14 protein-coding genes are annotated in these 15,066 nt (G+C 71.9%); 9 read left to right on the plus strand and 5 right to left on the minus strand.

All coding sequences use genetic code 11. From position 1 onward, the window contains the following. Positions 1-18 precede the first annotated feature (18 nt). The gene (locus ACWCPY_RS19225) at positions 19-1,296 is read right to left on the minus strand and encodes a ketosynthase chain-length factor (protein ID WP_451266408.1); all 1,278 of its coding nucleotides are present in this window, start codon (positions 1,294-1,296) and stop codon (positions 19-21) included. Next, the gene (locus tag ACWCPY_RS19230; protein ID WP_451266699.1) at positions 1,293-2,657 is read right to left on the minus strand and encodes a beta-ketoacyl-[acyl-carrier-protein] synthase family protein; all 1,365 of its coding nucleotides are present in this window, start codon (positions 2,655-2,657) and stop codon (positions 1,293-1,295) included. The genes ACWCPY_RS19225 and ACWCPY_RS19230 overlap by 4 nt, the downstream gene beginning before the upstream one ends. 275 nt (positions 2,658-2,932) lie before the next feature. Between ACWCPY_RS19230 and ACWCPY_RS19235 the strand changes: the two genes are divergently transcribed. Both ACWCPY_RS19235 and ACWCPY_RS19240 read left to right on the plus strand, forming a co-directional pair. Continuing rightward, the gene (locus tag ACWCPY_RS19235) at positions 2,933-3,391 is read left to right on the plus strand and encodes a MarR family winged helix-turn-helix transcriptional regulator (RefSeq protein WP_451266410.1); all 459 of its coding nucleotides are present in this window, start codon (positions 2,933-2,935) and stop codon (positions 3,389-3,391) included. A gap of 86 nt (positions 3,392-3,477) precedes the next feature. Next, the gene (locus ACWCPY_RS19240) at positions 3,478-3,921 is read left to right on the plus strand and encodes a nuclear transport factor 2 family protein (RefSeq protein ID WP_451266412.1); all 444 of its coding nucleotides are present in this window, start codon (positions 3,478-3,480) and stop codon (positions 3,919-3,921) included. A 58-nt stretch (positions 3,922-3,979) separates the two neighbouring features. Here the strand turns inward: ACWCPY_RS19240 and ACWCPY_RS19245 are convergent, their stop codons facing one another. The 3 genes from ACWCPY_RS19245 to ACWCPY_RS19255 all read right to left on the minus strand — a co-directional run bounded on the left by ACWCPY_RS19245 (position 3,980) and on the right by ACWCPY_RS19255 (position 7,394). Continuing rightward, on the minus strand, positions 3,980-4,783 hold the full coding sequence (locus ACWCPY_RS19245; RefSeq protein ID WP_451266414.1) for an AfsR/SARP family transcriptional regulator: 804 nt from the start codon (positions 4,781-4,783) through the stop codon (positions 3,980-3,982). Between the two features lie 285 nt (positions 4,784-5,068). Then, a complete protein-coding gene (locus ACWCPY_RS19250) occupies positions 5,069-6,619 on the minus strand; it encodes a GMC oxidoreductase (protein WP_451266416.1) in 1,551 nt (516 codons plus the stop codon). A 100-nt stretch (positions 6,620-6,719) separates the two neighbouring features. Further along, entirely contained in the window at positions 6,720-7,394 is a 675-nt protein-coding gene (locus ACWCPY_RS19255; RefSeq protein ID WP_451266418.1) for an O-methyltransferase, read from the minus strand. Between the two features lie 238 nt (positions 7,395-7,632). Here ACWCPY_RS19255 and ACWCPY_RS19260 point away from each other — a divergent pair, with 238 nt between their 5' ends. From ACWCPY_RS19260 to ACWCPY_RS19290, 7 genes are read left to right on the plus strand one after another with little or no spacing between them, the layout of a single operon-like run. Beyond that, on the plus strand, positions 7,633-8,436 hold the full coding sequence (locus ACWCPY_RS19260) for an SDR family NAD(P)-dependent oxidoreductase (RefSeq protein WP_451266420.1): 804 nt from the start codon (positions 7,633-7,635) through the stop codon (positions 8,434-8,436). 34 nt (positions 8,437-8,470) lie between these two features. Then, complete coding sequence (locus ACWCPY_RS19265; RefSeq protein ID WP_451266422.1) at positions 8,471-9,514, plus strand: aromatase/cyclase; 1,044 nt, start codon at positions 8,471-8,473, stop codon at positions 9,512-9,514. Next, complete coding sequence (locus ACWCPY_RS19270; protein ID WP_451266424.1) at positions 9,507-11,357, plus strand: AMP-binding protein; 1,851 nt, start codon at positions 9,507-9,509, stop codon at positions 11,355-11,357. Before ACWCPY_RS19265 ends, ACWCPY_RS19270 begins: the two co-directional genes overlap by 8 nt. After that, positions 11,341-12,087 carry an SDR family NAD(P)-dependent oxidoreductase gene (locus ACWCPY_RS19275; RefSeq protein ID WP_451266425.1) on the plus strand — a complete coding sequence of 249 codons (747 nt, stop codon included), beginning with the start codon at positions 11,341-11,343 and terminating at the stop codon, positions 12,085-12,087. Before ACWCPY_RS19270 ends, ACWCPY_RS19275 begins: the two co-directional genes overlap by 17 nt. 22 nt (positions 12,088-12,109) lie before the next feature. Further along, positions 12,110-12,907, plus strand: coding sequence for an SDR family oxidoreductase (locus tag ACWCPY_RS19280; RefSeq protein ID WP_451266427.1), 798 nt, complete (start codon positions 12,110-12,112; stop codon positions 12,905-12,907). Between the two features lie 10 nt (positions 12,908-12,917). Continuing rightward, on the plus strand, positions 12,918-14,171 hold the full coding sequence (locus ACWCPY_RS19285; RefSeq protein ID WP_451266429.1) for an FAD-dependent monooxygenase: 1,254 nt from the start codon (positions 12,918-12,920) through the stop codon (positions 14,169-14,171). Next, positions 14,168-14,941 carry a cyclase family protein gene (locus tag ACWCPY_RS19290; RefSeq protein WP_451266431.1) on the plus strand — a complete coding sequence of 258 codons (774 nt, stop codon included), beginning with the start codon at positions 14,168-14,170 and terminating at the stop codon, positions 14,939-14,941. The genes ACWCPY_RS19285 and ACWCPY_RS19290 overlap by 4 nt, the downstream gene beginning before the upstream one ends. The last annotated feature ends 125 nt before the right edge of the window (positions 14,942-15,066 follow it).

Below are 15,066 nucleotides of genomic sequence, written 5' to 3' on the forward strand. Positions count from 1 at the left end.
GGGGGAGGAGAACGGTGGTCACGGCCGGTCGGCGCGGCGGACGACCACGGCGCTGTTGAAGCCTCCGTGCCCGCGGGCCAGCACCAGTGCCGCGTCGCCGGCGAGCGGACGCGGCCGTCCTGTCACCAGGTCGATCCGGTGGGAGGCCGACACCCGGCCGACATCCGCGGTCGGGGGGATCACCCCGTCCCGGACCGCGAGCAGCGCCGCCGCCAGATCGAGCGCGGAGGCCCCGGCGCCGGGCCGGCCGGTCAGGGAGGTGATCGCGGTGACCGGGACCGCGTGTGCCCCGAAGACCTCGGTGATCGCCGCGGACTCCTGGGCGTCCAGTTCCGGTACGGCCGCGCCCTCGGCGAACACCGCGCCGATCGCCGACGGCTCGATGCCCGCGTCCACCAGCGCCGCCCGGGCGGCCCTGACCAGGCCGACAGGCCGTCCGGAGCCGGGCGGAGGGTCGAAGCAGGCCGCGTAACCGGCCAGTTCGCCGTAGTCGCGGGTGCTGCCCCGGGCGCCGGCCGAGGCCGCGCTCTCCAGGATCAGCAGCGCACCGCCCTCGGCGACGACCTGTCCGGCGGCACGCTCCCCGAAGGGCAGGCACGCCTCCTCGGGGCGGTCGGCGGTGCTCAGCCGGTTGCCGGTCAGCTCCGCCACGTAACCCCACGGGCACAGCGCCGACTCCATCGCCCCGGTGAGGACGGCGTGCGTCCCCTTGCGCAGCATTCTGCGTGCGTGCCCGACCGCGTCCAGCCCGCCGGCCTGACCGGTCACCAGGACTCCGCTGGGGCCGCGCAGGCCGTGCCGAATGGAGATCTGGCCGGTGTTGACGGCGTAGAACCAGGCGAAGGACTGGTACGCGCTGACATACCGCGGCCCTTTCGCCCACAGGCTCTCCAGCTCCCGCTGGCCGAACTCGAACCCGCCGGCGGAGTTGGCGGTGACCACCCCGACGCCGTACTCCGGGAGCACGGCCGGGTCCAGACCGGCGTCCCGCAGTACCTCGGACGCGGATGTCAGGGCGAGTTGGGTGACGCGGTCGGTCTGCGGCAGCAGCCGGCCGGGCAGGCCGGCGGCCGGATCGAAGGCGTCGATCTCACCGGCCAGCCGGCTCGGGTACCCGGAGGCGTCGAAGCGGGTGATCGGGCCGATGCCACTTCGCCCTTCCAGAGCGCTCTGCCAGAAGGCGTCGGTGCCGCTGCCGTTGGCCGCCCGTACGTCGAGGCCCGTGACGAGGACCGTGTCCTCTCGGCCGTCGGCCCGGCCGGCCGGCGAGTCGGTCGGGAGAGCGTGGGTGGTCATCGGTGGGTCCCTTCGGGCCGGGTGAGCACCATGGCGCTCTGGAAGCCGCCGAAGCCGCTGCCCACCGTGAGGACCGCGTCGAGACGCTGCTGCCTGGCGGTGAGCGGGACGTAGTCGAGCGGGCATTCAGGGTCGGCCTCGTGGAGGTTGGCGGTGGGCGGTACGACGCCGTGCTCCAGGGCGAGGGCGCAGGCGGCGATCTCGATGGCCCCGATGGCCCCCAGCGAATGGCCGATCATGGACTTGATCGAGCTGACCGGGATGGTCCGGGCGTGCTCGCCGAGGGCTCGCAGGAAGGCGGCCGACTCGTGCCGGTCGTTCTGCCGGGTGCCTGATCCGTGCGCGTTGACGTAGTCCACGGCGGTCGCGTCGAGCCGAGCCTCGTCCAGCGCGCGGGTGATGGCCTCCGCCATCTCCTTGCCGTCCGGGCGCAGTCCCGTCATGTGGAACGCGTTGCTGCGCGCGGCATGACCGCCGATCTCGGCGTACACGTGGGCCCCCCGGGACCGTGCGTGCTCCCATTCCTCCAGTACCAGCACGGCGGCGCCCTCGCCGAGGACGAAGCCGTCCCGGGTCCGGTCGAAGGGCCGGGAGGCGGTGGCCGGGTCGTCGTTGCGCGCCGAGGTCGCGCGGATCGCGTCGAAGGAGGCCACCGTGATCGGCGAGATCGGGGCGTCGCTGCCGCCGGTGAGCATGACGTCCGCGGTGCCCTCACGGATCAGTTCGCAGGCATGCCCGACGGCATCGAGCCCGGAGGTGCAGCCGGCCGAGACGACCGCGGCCGGACCGAGGGCGTCCGCCGCCCACGCCACCTCGCGGGCCAGGCTGCTGGGTACCAGGTAGTCCACCAGCTGCGGTACGGCGCGCCGGTGGTCGACGAGCCAGTCCCGGCCGCCGTCGCTGACAACGGCGTACTCCCTCTCCAGGCTCATCGTGCAGCCGACGGCGGTGCCCATGGACACGCCGGTCCGCTCGGGCACCGAGGGTGTGCCGGAGGCGAAACCGGCGTCCGCCAGCGCCTCCCGCGCGCAGGCCACCGCGAACTGGGCGGCCCGGTCCAGACGCCGGGCCTCGCGCGGTGAGAAGCCGGCGGTCAGCGGATCGAAGGCGCACTGCGCGGCGATGCGCGAACGGTAGGGCGTGGCGTCGAAGAAGGTGAGGGGACCGGTCGCGGTCCGTCCGGAGGTGATCAGCGACCAGAACTCCTTCGTCCCGTTGCCGCCCGGCGCGACGACGCCGATGCCCGTGACGGCGACCCTGCGACTCACCGGGTCCCGCCCGTGGTCCGGGCCATGGAATGGGTAGATCCACTTGCGTGGGGGGCCTCCGGGAGCCGGCTCCCCGGCCAATTCCGAGGGGATGCCGCCTCGTTCCGGAACGTCCCCGTCAAAGGCTGTGCGCTGTCCATCGAATCGACCCTTTCCCGTGCTCGGCCGGTGGTGTGACGCGTCACCCGTGGATGGCCCGGGGGACATGGACGATCCTTGGCCGCACCGCTGGAGCGGGACTAGGAAGCCGGTGGAACCGGGGCCGGACCGTGCTGCGGGACGCCGCGTACCATGGCCGCTGGCGACCGGTCCGCCGCGTCGTCGGCCCATGCTCCGTACACCGTCCGCGATCCGAAGGTCATAGCCGCATGACCACTCAGCCCGCCCTGTCCCTGGGGGACTTCAGCACCCTTTTCGCGCTGGTGGGGCGTTCGGCGCGGATTCGTGCCGAACGCCTGCTCAACGATTTCGGCCTGCACGCCGGCCAGCAGTTCTTCTTGCGCTGCCTGTGGGAGGCGGACGGGAGCACGGTCGGAGAGCTCGCCCGGCAGGTACGGGTCGAGGCCCCCACGGCGACCCAGGCGGTCAAGCGTCTGGAGGCCGCCGGCATGGTGCGCCGCACCCCGGACGCTCAGGACGCCCGGCGCAGCCGGGTCTGGCTGACCCCGGCCGGCCGGCGCGCATGGCCACAGGTGACCGCCGCCCTCGCGGAGCTGGAGCAGGAACTGCTCGCCCCGTTCTCGCCGGAGGAACGCGAGCAGTTCATGTCCCTCCTGCTGCGGCTTTACGAGACGTCCAGGCCGGTGGACGGATCCGGCGTCGGCTGAGGGGCGGCCACCCGTTCCAGCGCGACTCGAGCCGCACTCCAGGCGGGCGGGGCAGGCTGAGGATCCCTACGCGCCAAGGAGGTCCGATGCCGCACACCGGCACCGCATCGCTTGAAACGGAACGGCTGTACAGCGAGGTCTCACACTTCTACGCACGGCAGATGCAGGCGCTCGACGACGGGCGGACCGAGGACTGGGCGGAGACCTTCACCGAGGACGGGGTCTTCGTCCTGCACGGCGGACACGACCGGGCGGTCGGCCGGCAGGCCCTCGCGGCGAGCAGTTCCAAGGCCCGCGCCGCGCTCGCCGAGCAGGGCATCAGGCATCGGCACTGGCTCGGCATGCTGACGGTGGATCCCCGGCCGGACGGCAGTGTGGCGGCCCGGTGCTACGCTCTGGTCGTCGCCACCGCCCTCGGCAGCACCCCCGTGGTGCACCGCAGCACGGTCTGCGAGGACCTGCTGGTGCGCGAGGGCACCGGGCCGTGGCTGGTGAAGCACCGTCAGGTCAGCAGGGACGACCTGACCTGATGCCGGTCCGTGGGGCCCGGTGGGGCCCCACGGACGGGTTCGGGGGGATGGGCGCCGGTCAGCAGGCCGACTTGTGCGACAGGCCGGGGCCCGGAGGATGGTGCTGGGGTGCGGTGGGGGAGAGTATCGCGCTCTGCAACTGCTGGAGGAACCAGGCGGGTTCCATGCCGAGTTCCTTCGCGAGGGCCCGGCGCAGCCGCTGGTACACGTCCAGTGCGCAGGAGCGCCGCCCGGACCGCCACAGCGCCCGCATGTACTGGGCGTGCAGATTCTCGTGGAAGCGGTGGTGGGCGGCGAGCGTGCCGAGCTCGTCGAGGAGTTCCTGGTGCCGCCCGAGCCTCATCTCGGCGTCGATGCACAACCCGAGGGTGGTCAGCCGCAGTTCCTCCAGCCTGGTCACGTGAGCGGTGACCAGTTGGCCGGCGTCCACGTCGACGAGCACCTGCCCCCGGTACAGGTCAAGCGCCCGGCGCAGCAGGATCACGCCCGTCTCGTCGTCGCCCTGACCGATCGTCTCCCGGCCCTGTTTGGCGAGTTGGTCGAAGCGATACAGGTCGAAGGCCGCCTCGGGGACCTTGAGCATGTACCCGGGCCCGGCCGTCAGCAGATGCTCGCCGAGGCCGGGGTCAGCGCGCTGCAGCAGTTTGCGGAGCGTCAGGATGTACGTCTGGAGCGTCGTCCTGGCACTGGCCGGCGGCCGGTTCCCCCACAGCTCCTCCACCAGGACCGAGACCGGGACGATTTGGTTGCAGTAGATGAGAAGAAGCGCCAGCACCTTTTTCGGTTTCGGAGCGCTGGGCACACACACGACGTCCCCGAACCGTAATTCCAGCATCCCTAGTATGCCGACGGAAATGTCCATCCGTTTCCCCCCGTGCCTGCGTCGCCGTATGCATGGTGCCGCGGTTCCCCTGAGTGCCGACATCGCCTGGCCGCTTCGCGTGCAGCGCCTGTGATGTCCCGAACGCTACCCAGAAGAGCGGCCGGTATCTCGGACCGATGAGCAAACATACTCGGACAAGACCGGAATCTGCCCGAAAAACACTTGCGAAAAGGGCGTTGTGCTGGTTAAAGCCGATGGGGTACCGAGTTTCTCCACAAGGCGGCCGACCGGTACATCGCCGAGGGGCCGGCCGGCCGCGTGCCATCAGCCCAGGATGTGGTGCAGCGCCTGTTCCACGCATCGGTCGGCGAGCGCGGTGACGGTCAGCGCCGGCGGCACCGTCGCCATGGTGCCGGGTATGAGCGAGCTGTCGATGACGTAGAGGTTCTTGTAGCCGTACAGCCGCCCGTCGGTCGCGCACGCTCGGCCGAGCACCACGCCGCCGAGCGTGTGGGAGGTGGTGTCGGCGTTCAGCCGCAGCGTGGAGGTGCCGGGGTTGGCGGCGTTGATCCGGTCCACGGTGGTCGTCACCGCCTGGGTGGCGCGCAGGGCCGAGGGACTGTTGTTCGGCCAGGTCAGGGACACGTTGCCGGTGGACGCGTCGTAGGTGAAATACCCGTCGGCGGAGCAGGTGGTCATCGCGAGTGCGCCGAGTGCTCCGGTGCCGTCCGCGGGCGGCACCGGCCACGGGAAATTGATCATCGTGACGGGTTCGTAGGGGTTGTCGTTGTCCTGGGCCACGATGCCGGACGGACCGCCCTGCGTGGGGTTGTTCCAGGGCATGCCCACCCGTACCGTCTGCCGGTCGCCGTTGGTTCCCCAGCCCCTGCCCACCGACGCGCGCAGGGCGGGCAGGCTGCCCCGGCCCCTGGCGGCGACCAGCAGTCGGCTGGTGCCCAGCGAGCCCGCGGCGAAGAAGACGTGCTCCGCACAGTACTCGGGCCGGGCCACCACGGCACCGGTGTCATCGATGCGTTCGCACCGCACCAGATAGCGGCCGGCCGAGGGCACCACGTCCACCACCCGGGTCAGCGTCTCGACCGACACCCGGCCGGTGGCCTCGGCTGCTGCCAGGATGGTCCGGTCGACGCTGCGCTTGGCACCGCTGTTGGCGCCCCAGATGGAGCGGGCGATGATCAGCGACGCCTCCTTGGTGCCTGCCTGCTCCTCCCGTACCGTCTGCCAGTCCACCGACATGTCGGCCCGGAACGGCGCCAGCCCCGCGGCCGTGGTCTCGGCGGTGAACGAGCGGGCGGCGGCGTAGTGCGTGGAGGCGTACACGTCGTCCGGCATCGGGGCCGGACCGATCAGCGAGCGGGCCCTGGCGTACCACTGCTCGCTCATCTCGTCGAAGTCGATGTGGGTGCCGAACGCCCTGTTGAACGCCTTCTGGGAGGGCTTGAGCATGACGGCGTTGTTGACCAGCGAACCGCCGCCGACGCCCGCGCCGGCCAGGGCGATGACCCCGTTCGCCTGGTAGGCCTCGAGCACCCCGGGGTACACGTCGAGCTGCTGGCTGACGAAGGGGCTCCAGGAGTTCAGCCACGAAGCCCGGCCGTCCGGGGCCGCGGGGGTGGCGAAGGTGCCGCCCTGGGCGGTGATCGGCCACCGCTTGCCGCGCTCCAGGACCACGGAGTCCAGTCCGGCCTGCGCGAGCCGGAGCGCGGCGACGCTGCCGGCGTAACCACTGCCGATGATCAGTATCTTGACGGATTCCGCGGCGGCGGCGGAACGCAGCGGAAGTGCTCCGAGCGCCGCGCCTGCCGCGACACCGGTGAGGAACCGGCGACGGGAGAGTCCGCTTCTGCCTGACATACCACTCCTTGACTGAGCGAAGAACGGGTACTGGAACGGGCCGCAGCCGATGTGCCCGGACGCCGGGCGGCCGTACGGAGGGCGCGGCGTCGAGAGCGGATCAGCGCTTGCGGGCGATGGTCAGGCCGTCCGCGAGCGGCAGCATGACCACCTCGACCCGCGGGTCGGCCGCGAGCGCCGGGTTGAACTTGCGCAGCGCGGCGGCGTTTCCGGTCACCGGCTCGTCACCGAGCACCCGGCCGCCGTAGAGGACGTTGTCGAAGACGATCAGGCCGCCCGGCCGGGTCCGGACGATCAGCTCCTCGTAGTAGGCGGCGTAGCCGGTCTTGTCGGCGTCCACGAAGGAGAAGTCGATGCTCTCCTCGCGCGGCAGGGACCGCAGGGTCTCCAGGGCAGGGCCGAGGCGCAGCTCGATCCGGTCGGCCAGTCCCGCCGACTCCCACCCGTCCCGGGCGATGCGTGTCCACTCCTCGCTGGTGTCGCAGCACAGCAGGTGTCCGTCGGCGGGCAGGACGCGGGCGATGGACAGCGAGGAGTACCCGGTGAAGGTGCCCACCTCCACCGCCCGCCGGGCACCCGCCATCCGGGCCAACAGGGTGATCAGGGCGCCCTGTTCGGGTGCGATGCGCATGCCGGCCTTGTCACCGGTCTCCTTCTCGGTGCGTGCCACCAGGTCGTGATGGGCGGGCAGCGGTGCGATGCCGCTGGCGACCGCGTAGTCGACGACCTCCTGGGTAGCCGGCACCCGCATCGGCTGATCGGCAGGAAATTCCATCACCACTCCTTTATCAGGTCCCCCACAGACCCCGGCGTTCGCCAGGACGTCGACAACGTAGAAGCGGTGGCTGGAGAAGCACTCGAAAACCAGTACACGCCCTCGCGGCAGCTCTCCACCCGTGCTCCAGCGGGCCTCTACCGGCTCCCGGCAGCCTCGCTGGCGACGCCGGGCACCGGCTCCACCCACCGGCCCGTGCCCCGAGAACGCCGCACTGCGGCCAGGAACGAGGAGCGAGATGCCTGCCAGCGACACCAGCACCCCGGCGGACCGGCGCACGGCCCTGATCACCGGCGCCACCAGCGGAATCGGGCTCGCGATCGCCCGCGCCCTGGCCGAGAGCGGACTGCGGGTCTTCCTGTGCGCGCGCTCCGCGGAGAACGTCGCCGCCACCGTCAAGGAACTGCGTGCCCAGGGGCACGAGGCCGACGGCACGACGTGTGACGTGCGTTCCCGCGCGGAGGTGACGGCGCTGGTCGCCGCGGCCGTCGCGGCGTACGGCCCGATCGACGTGCTGGTCAACAACGCCGGCCGCAACGGCGGCGGCGTCACCGCCGAACTCTCCGACGAGGTCTGGTACGACGTCATCGACACCAACCTCAACAGCGTCTTCCTGGTGACCAGGGAGGTGCTGTCGGCCGGCGGGATACTCGGCCGGCCGCGCGGACGCGTCATCAACATCGCCTCCACCGGGGGCAAGCAAGGCGTCGTCCTCGCCGCCCCGTACTCCGCGTCCAAGGCGGGTGTGGTCGGCATGACCAAGGCGCTGGGACTGGAACTCGCCAGCTCCGGAACCACCGTCAACGCGGTCTGCCCCGGATACGTCGAGACCCCCATGGCGGAGCGGGTGCGCCGGGCCTACGCCGAGGCGTGGAACACCGGTGAGGAACAGATCCGCGAACGCTTCGAGGCGAAGATCCCGCTCGGCCGCTACACCACCCCCGAGGAGGTGGCCGCCATGGTCGGCTACCTCGCCTCGCCGGCCGCGGACGCCGTCACCGCGCAGGCGCTCAACGTCTGCGGCGGCCTCGGCAACTACTGACCGGCCCGCCACTCCTCTCCGGAAGGTGCACACCGTGTCCCAGACCATGCCCCGGACCGCCACGCCCCCTGCTTCGGACCTCACCGTCAGCCCCTCGCGGCGCACACCGGGCGAACGGCCCGGTGACCCGACCCGCGTCGACGTCGCGCACACCGTCACCGTCCCCGCCGCCCCGGCGGTCGTCTTCGCCCTGCTCGCCGCAGTCGAGCGGTGGCCGCTGATCTTCCCGCCCACCGTTCACGCCCGCGTCCTTGAGCGGGCGCCGGAGGGTGGCGGTCCGGAACGGCTTCAGCTGTGGGCCACGGCCAACGGCGGGGTGCGCACCTGGACGTCCCGTCGGCTGCTCGATCCGGCGCGGCAGCGTATCTCCTTCGGGCAGGACCGGCCCGTGGCACCGATCGCAGCCATGGGCGGGGAGTGGATCGTGCGCCCGGTGGCAGGCGGCAGCGAGGTGGTGCTCACCCACGTCTACGCCGCGGTCGACGACGATGCCGAGACGCTCGCCTGGCTGGAGAAGGCGGTCGACGGCAACAGCCGCGCCGAGCTGGCCGCCCTGGCCGAGGCGGCCCGGGACGCCGGAACCGGCCGGGAGACCAGTTTCACCTTCCGCGACAGCCTGCGCATCGACGGGACCGCCGCCGCGGTCCACGCCTTCCTGGATCGTGCGGAGCACTGGGTGGAGCGGCTCCCCCACGTCGCCCGGGTGGAGCTCACCGAGGATCTGCCCGGCGTGCAGATCCTGGAGATGGACACCCGGACCGCCGACGGCTCGTCCCACACCACCCGGTCGGTCCGGGTCTGCGCCGCGCCCCACAGCATCCACTACAAGCAGCTCGTCACCCCGGCTCTGCTGCGCGTGCACACCGGCAGCTGGTTGCTGACCGAGGACGAGGGCGGGGGCGTCACGGCGACCGCCGAGCACACCGTCGTACTGGCGACCGACGCCATCGGCCGGGTACTGGGACCGGACGCGACCGAGGAGCAGGCCCGGACCTTCGTCCGGGACGCGCTGGGCCGCAACAGCTCGGCGACACTGCGGCAGGCCAAGGCCTTCGTGGAGGGGGAGACCGGTGCCTGACCTCCTGGACGGACTCCCGGCCCGCGCCGATCTGCTGCTGCGGGCCGGTGCCCGCCGGTCCGGCGACCACCCCGCGCTCGTCCTCGGCGGCCGTGCGGTCACGTACGCGGGGCTCGACGCGGCGGTGGACCGGTGTGCCGCGCTGCTGCGGGAACGCTTGGGCGCGGGGGGCACGGTCGTGGCGATCGGCGCGGACCTGCACCCCGACGTGGTGATCGCCTACCACGGTGCCCTGCGCAGCGGGAACCTGGCACTCCCGGTGGTCCCGCTGCTGCGCGAGCAGCAACTGCAGTACGTACTGGAGAAGTCCGGCGCGCGGGCCGCGCTGGTCGGTGCCGAGCTCTACGCGCGGCTGCGCCGGATACGGGGCGGGCTGCCCGGGCTGGAACTCGTGGCGGTCCTCGGCGAGGACCCCGTGGGGGACGACCGGCAGACGGGACGTTTCGCGGACCTGCTCGACACCGCCGGTCCCGGCGTGTCCGAGCACCGCGCGGCCCCCGACGATCCGGCCGCGCTGCACTTCACCAGCGGTACCACGGGGATGCCGAAGGCCGTCGTGCTCAGCCACCGCAACGTGACGGTCAACGCGGTCCAGACCGCCCGGGCACACGGTCTGGACCACACATCCATCACCCTCGTGCACTTCCCCAGCTACCACCCCATGCATATGAACTCGGCCCTCGCCGCCGGAGCGACCCAGGTCCTGGTGCCCGGACCGGACCCGGCGGAGGCGGTCGAACAGGCCCGCGCACACGCCGCGAGCCACGTATACCTGCTGCCCGCCCGGCTGGCCCGGCTGGCCGCCCATCCCCGGCTGTCCGAACTGAGGCTGCCGGACGCCCGGATGATTGCCTCCGGCGGCTCCGCGCTCGCCCCGGCCCTGGCCGACACCCTCTCCGGGCATTTCGGCGTCCCCGTGGTCCAGGGGTACGGGCTGGCCGAGACCTCGCCCCTCACACACTTCGACCGGCCCGGCGACCACCGCCCCGGATCGGTCGGCACGCCGGTCGACGGGACCGAGCACCGGGTGGTGTCCCTGGACGACGGCGCGGTGCTGCCGCCCGGTGAGAACGGGGAGATCCAGCTCAGGGGACCTCAGGTGATGCGGGGCTACCTCGACGGCGAGCACGGCCCGGCCGTCGACGCCGACGGCTGGCTCGCCACCGGTGACGTCGGCCGGATCGACCCGGACGGCCGGCTCCACCTGACCGACCGCATCAAGGACGTCTTCAAGTGCGACAACTGGCTCGTCTCGCCCACCGAGATCGAAGCCGCCCTCGCCGAGGACCCGGCCGTGGCCGACAGCGTCGTTCTCGACCGGCCGCACCCGGTGTCCGGCGCGGTCGCCCACGCCCTGCTCGTCCTCACCGACCCCGGCTCCCCCGAGGAGGCGGAGCGGATCATCGGTCGGCTCAACGCCCGGTTGCCCTACTACAAGCAGGTCCGCGGTCACGAGGTCGTCGCACGGCTTCCGCGTACCCCCAACGGCAAGATCCCGCGGCGCGAGCTGCGGGCTTCCTTCCACGCACGGCTCGACGGAGGTTCCCCGATGGTGATCCTGATCAACGAGTTCATCCTGACCTCGGCGCCCGAGGAGTTCGAGAAGGTCTTCGAGGCCAGCTCGGTGTACATGCGCACGCAGCCCGGGTTCATCGACCACACCCTGGTCCGGTCGCTGACCAACCCGAACGTCTACACCAACATCGCACGCTGGGAGGACGCGGCGGCACACATGCAGGTCGTGCAGTCCGAGGGCTTCCAGGAGCACATCCGGGAGCTCGCGTCCGTCGCCAAGGCCACGCCGCAGCTGCACACCGTGGTGTCGCATGTCGAACGCGGCTGACCCGCTGGGCCTGGCCGGCGCCCGGGTGCTGGTGGCCGGGGCGACCGGACTGGTGGGCGGCGCGGTGGTGCGCGCCTTCGCGGCGGCGGGTGCCGAGGCAGTGGTACACGGCCGGGACGAGAAGGCGGCCTGCGCACTCGCCGACGGCGTCGCCGCGGAGTACGGCGTCCGCGCGCATCCGGTGACCGCCGACCTCGCCGCGCCCGAAGGCCCGCAGGCGCTGCGCGCGGGACTCGACGCGGCGGGCGTGGAACGGCTGGACGTCCTCGTCAACTGCGTCACCGGCTATGACGGACGGCCCCGGCCGGCCGCCGCGCTCACCGCCGAGGAGTTCCGCTCGCTGCTGGACACCGACCTGGTCGCGGTCTTCCGCCTGGTCACCGCCGCTCTTCCGCTGCTGGCCGCGGCCGGGCGCTCCCGGGTGGTGCTGCTGTCCTCGCTGGCCGGGGTACGCGGGCGGCCGGCCGCGGCCCACCTGTGCTCGGTCAAGGCGGCGGTGGCCGGCCTCACCCTGGCACTGGCCCACGACCTGGCGGGCGAGGGCGTAAGGGTCAACTGCCTGGCCCCCGGCCCGGTACAGGAGCCCGGTACGCCGCACAGCGGCCCCCTGGGCCCGGGCATCGTCCCGACCACCCCCGACGAAGTGGCGGGCTGCGTTCTCGCGCTCGCCTCCGACCTGTGCGCTCCCGTCAACGGCCACCTTCAGGTGGTCAACGGCGGTCGGCCCTGATCACGCGAAGGCGGTTTGACACATGAACGAGCAGCGCATCGCGCACCACCGGCCCGGCCCCGGTACCGAACCCCCACGGCTCTTCCGGGCCGGCCGGATCGCCCTGGTCACCGGAGCCTCCCGCGGGCTCGGCCGGGCCGTCGCCCACCGGCTGCGGAAGGCCGGCTGCCACGTCTACCTGAACTACGCCGGCGACGACGCGGCCGCCGCCGAGGCCGTCGAGGCGTCCGCGGATCTCCCGGGCAGCACCACACCGGTCAAGGGGGACATCCGCTCGGCCGAGTTCCTGGCCGGCCTGCTCGACCGGATCCGGGACGAGCACGGGCAGTTGGACATCTTCGTGCACAACGCCGCCACCATGCACCCGATGCTCCCGGTGGCACCGGAGATCGGCCCGCTCTTCGACGAGATCGCCCTCGCCCTCAACCCGCTGCTGCACGGCTCGGGGACGATCGCCAAGCTCATGCCGGAGGGCGGCCGGGTCATCGCCGTCTCCGGCAACGGGGCGTTCGAGGTGATCCCGCACTACCTCGCCACCGGAGTGGCCAAGGCGGCGCTGGAGAACCTGGTGCGCTATCTCGCCGTCGACCTGGCGCCGTTCGGCATCACCGTCAACGCTGTCTCCACCCATCTGCTCGACAAGGGAGAGCACACCTCCAACAAGGCCATCGCCGGGCTGCTGGCGTCCCGCACCCCCAACGGCCGTCTCACCCGCCCCGAGGACGTCGCCGACGTGATCGCCCTGCTGTGCGCGCCGGAGGCCGCCTGGATACAGGGGCAGGTCGTGGTGGCGGACGGCGGCCTCGGCCTGCGGGCCTGAGGGGGCGGACGTGGACATCACGACCGATGTCTGTGTGGTCGGCGCGGGCCCGGCCGGCCTGACGCTGGCCCTGCTGATGCTGAGGTCCGGCGCCCGGGTCACCGTGGTGGAACGCTCCCGGTCCTTCGACCGCGAGTACCGGGGCGAGATCCTCCAGCCCGGCGCGATGACACTCCTGGACGATCTGGGCCTGCTCGCCGGAGCACGCGCCCGCGGTGGTTACGAACTCGGCCGGTTCCAGCTCGTGGAGAACGAGCGCCTGCTGATGGACATCGACTACGGGACCCTCCCGCCGCCCTACGGCTTCCTGCTGAGCCTGCCCCAACAGCATCTGCTGACGGAGCTGTTCGACGCCTGCTCCAGATATCCGGACTTCACCTACCTGGACGGCTGCGGTCTCCGGGAGCTTTCCGGCGACGGGAACGCCGTCACCGGCATCGTGTGCGGACAGGGTGAGCGGCGCCGCCGGATCACCGCGCCGATCACGGTCGCCGCCGACGGCCGGTACTCGAAGACCCGGCGGCTGGCCGGGATCGAACAGCACCGTCTGGATGCCTTCGCGCACGACATCCTGTGGTTCCGGGTGCCGGCCGGGGACCGGCGGGACCGCACGGTGCGGGTGCACCGCACCGACGGCGCACCGGTGCTCATCTACGACTCGTACCCGGACTGCGTGCAGATCGGCTGGACCCTGCCGCACAACGGCTACCGGAAGATCGCCGAGGAAGGAGCGGAACGGCTGCGGACCCGGATCGCGCGGGCGGTTCCGGCGTACGCGGACCAGGTGCTCGAACAGGTCAAGGAGCTCGGCGACCTGACCCTGCTCGATGTCTTCTCCGGGTACGCCGAGGAGTGGGCGGCCGACGGACTGGTCCTGCTCGGCGACAGCGCGCACACGCACAGCCCGATCGGCGCCCAGGGCATCAACCTGGCCGTGCAGGACGCCGTTCTGCTGCACCCGGTGCTGCTGTCGGCCCTGCGGACCGGCGACTTCGGCAAGGCGGCGCTGTCGGCCTGGGTGCCGGACCGCCGCAAGGACATCGAGAAGGTCTTCACCCTGCAGGCCCGGCAGAGCAAGGCGATGCTCGGCGGTGGAGGCCGGATCGCCGGGGCGGTCCGGCCGCTGGCCGCGCGTTCCCTGGCGCACACCCCGCTCTACGGCAGGATCCTGCGCGCCATCGCGTTCGGGGCCCGGCCGGTCACCGTGCGCTCGGACCTGTTCGGCGAGGCGGAACCGACACGCCGGGAGGCTGCCGGAACATGAGAATCATCGATCTTTCCTCACCCATCGACGCATCGTTCTGGGAACCGGACGAGGTGGTGCACCGGGTGCTCGACGCGCATCAGGCGGCCCTGCACGTCCGCGACGAGATGAAGGCGCACTTCGGTCTGGAGCTCGACCCGGACGTCTTCCCGGACGGCGCCTTCCTCACCAATGACTACCTGACACTCACCACACACACCGGCACCCACGTCGACGCGCCCGCGCACTACGGCCCCGCGGCGCACGGACGCATCCCCCGGACCATCGACCAGATGCCGTTGGACTGGTTCGTGCGGCCCGGCATGGTGCTGGACCTGCGGGAGGCCGGGACGGGCACGGTCGGGGTCGACTACCTGGAGCGTGAGTTCGCGCGCGTGGGGCGCCGGCCCCGGCCCTTGGACGTCGTACTGCTGCACACCGGCGCCGACCGGCACCTCGGCAAGCCGGAGTACTTCACCGAGTTCACCGGACTGGACGGGCCGGCCACAAGGCTGCTGCTCGGCCTGGGGGTACGGGTGATCGGCACCGACGCCTTCAGCCTCGACGCGCCCTTTACCCACATCATCCGCGAACACCAACGCACCGGGGATCGGGACGTTCTGTGGCCGGCCCACTTCGCCGGACGCCAGGAGGAGTACTGCCAGCTCGAACGGCTGGCCAACCTGCAAGACCTGCCGGCCTCGACCGGGTTCACCGTCAGCTGCCTGCCGGTGAAGATCGCCGGTGCCGGTGCGGGCTGGTCACGGGTGGTGGCGCTGATCGAGAAGTGAACGGCGGCCGACGTGGAAAGGAACGTCCCGGCCGACTCCGGGATCTCCTGACAGGCCATTACTTAGTCGGCTACATTTCGAACAGCGCGGGCTCGGCCCCGTGGTTCTCGCGACGCGCATCCGGC

The sequence above is a fragment of the Streptomyces sp. NPDC002403 genome, from assembly GCF_053593015.1.

Excerpts from the sequence above, each read along its gene's own strand:
- ACWCPY_RS19225 (WP_451266408.1), bottom strand. The coding sequence starts at position 1,296 with ATGACCACCCACGCTCTCCCGACCGACTCGCCGGCCGGCCGGGCCGAC.
- ACWCPY_RS19235 (WP_451266410.1), top strand. The coding sequence starts at position 2,933 with ATGACCACTCAGCCCGCCCTGTCCCTGGGGGACTTCAGCACCCTTTTC.
- ACWCPY_RS19240 (WP_451266412.1), top strand. The coding sequence starts at position 3,478 with ATGCCGCACACCGGCACCGCATCGCTTGAAACGGAACGGCTGTACAGC.
- ACWCPY_RS19245 (WP_451266414.1), bottom strand. The coding sequence starts at position 4,783 with ATGGACATTTCCGTCGGCATACTAGGGATGCTGGAATTACGGTTCGGG.
- ACWCPY_RS19250 (WP_451266416.1), bottom strand. The coding sequence starts at position 6,619 with ATGTCAGGCAGAAGCGGACTCTCCCGTCGCCGGTTCCTCACCGGTGTC.
- ACWCPY_RS19255 (WP_451266418.1), bottom strand. The coding sequence starts at position 7,394 with ATGGAATTTCCTGCCGATCAGCCGATGCGGGTGCCGGCTACCCAGGAG.
- ACWCPY_RS19260 (WP_451266420.1), top strand. The coding sequence starts at position 7,633 with ATGCCTGCCAGCGACACCAGCACCCCGGCGGACCGGCGCACGGCCCTG.
- ACWCPY_RS19275 (WP_451266425.1), top strand. The coding sequence starts at position 11,341 with ATGTCGAACGCGGCTGACCCGCTGGGCCTGGCCGGCGCCCGGGTGCTG.
- ACWCPY_RS19280 (WP_451266427.1), top strand. The coding sequence starts at position 12,110 with ATGAACGAGCAGCGCATCGCGCACCACCGGCCCGGCCCCGGTACCGAA.
- ACWCPY_RS19290 (WP_451266431.1), top strand. The coding sequence starts at position 14,168 with ATGAGAATCATCGATCTTTCCTCACCCATCGACGCATCGTTCTGGGAA.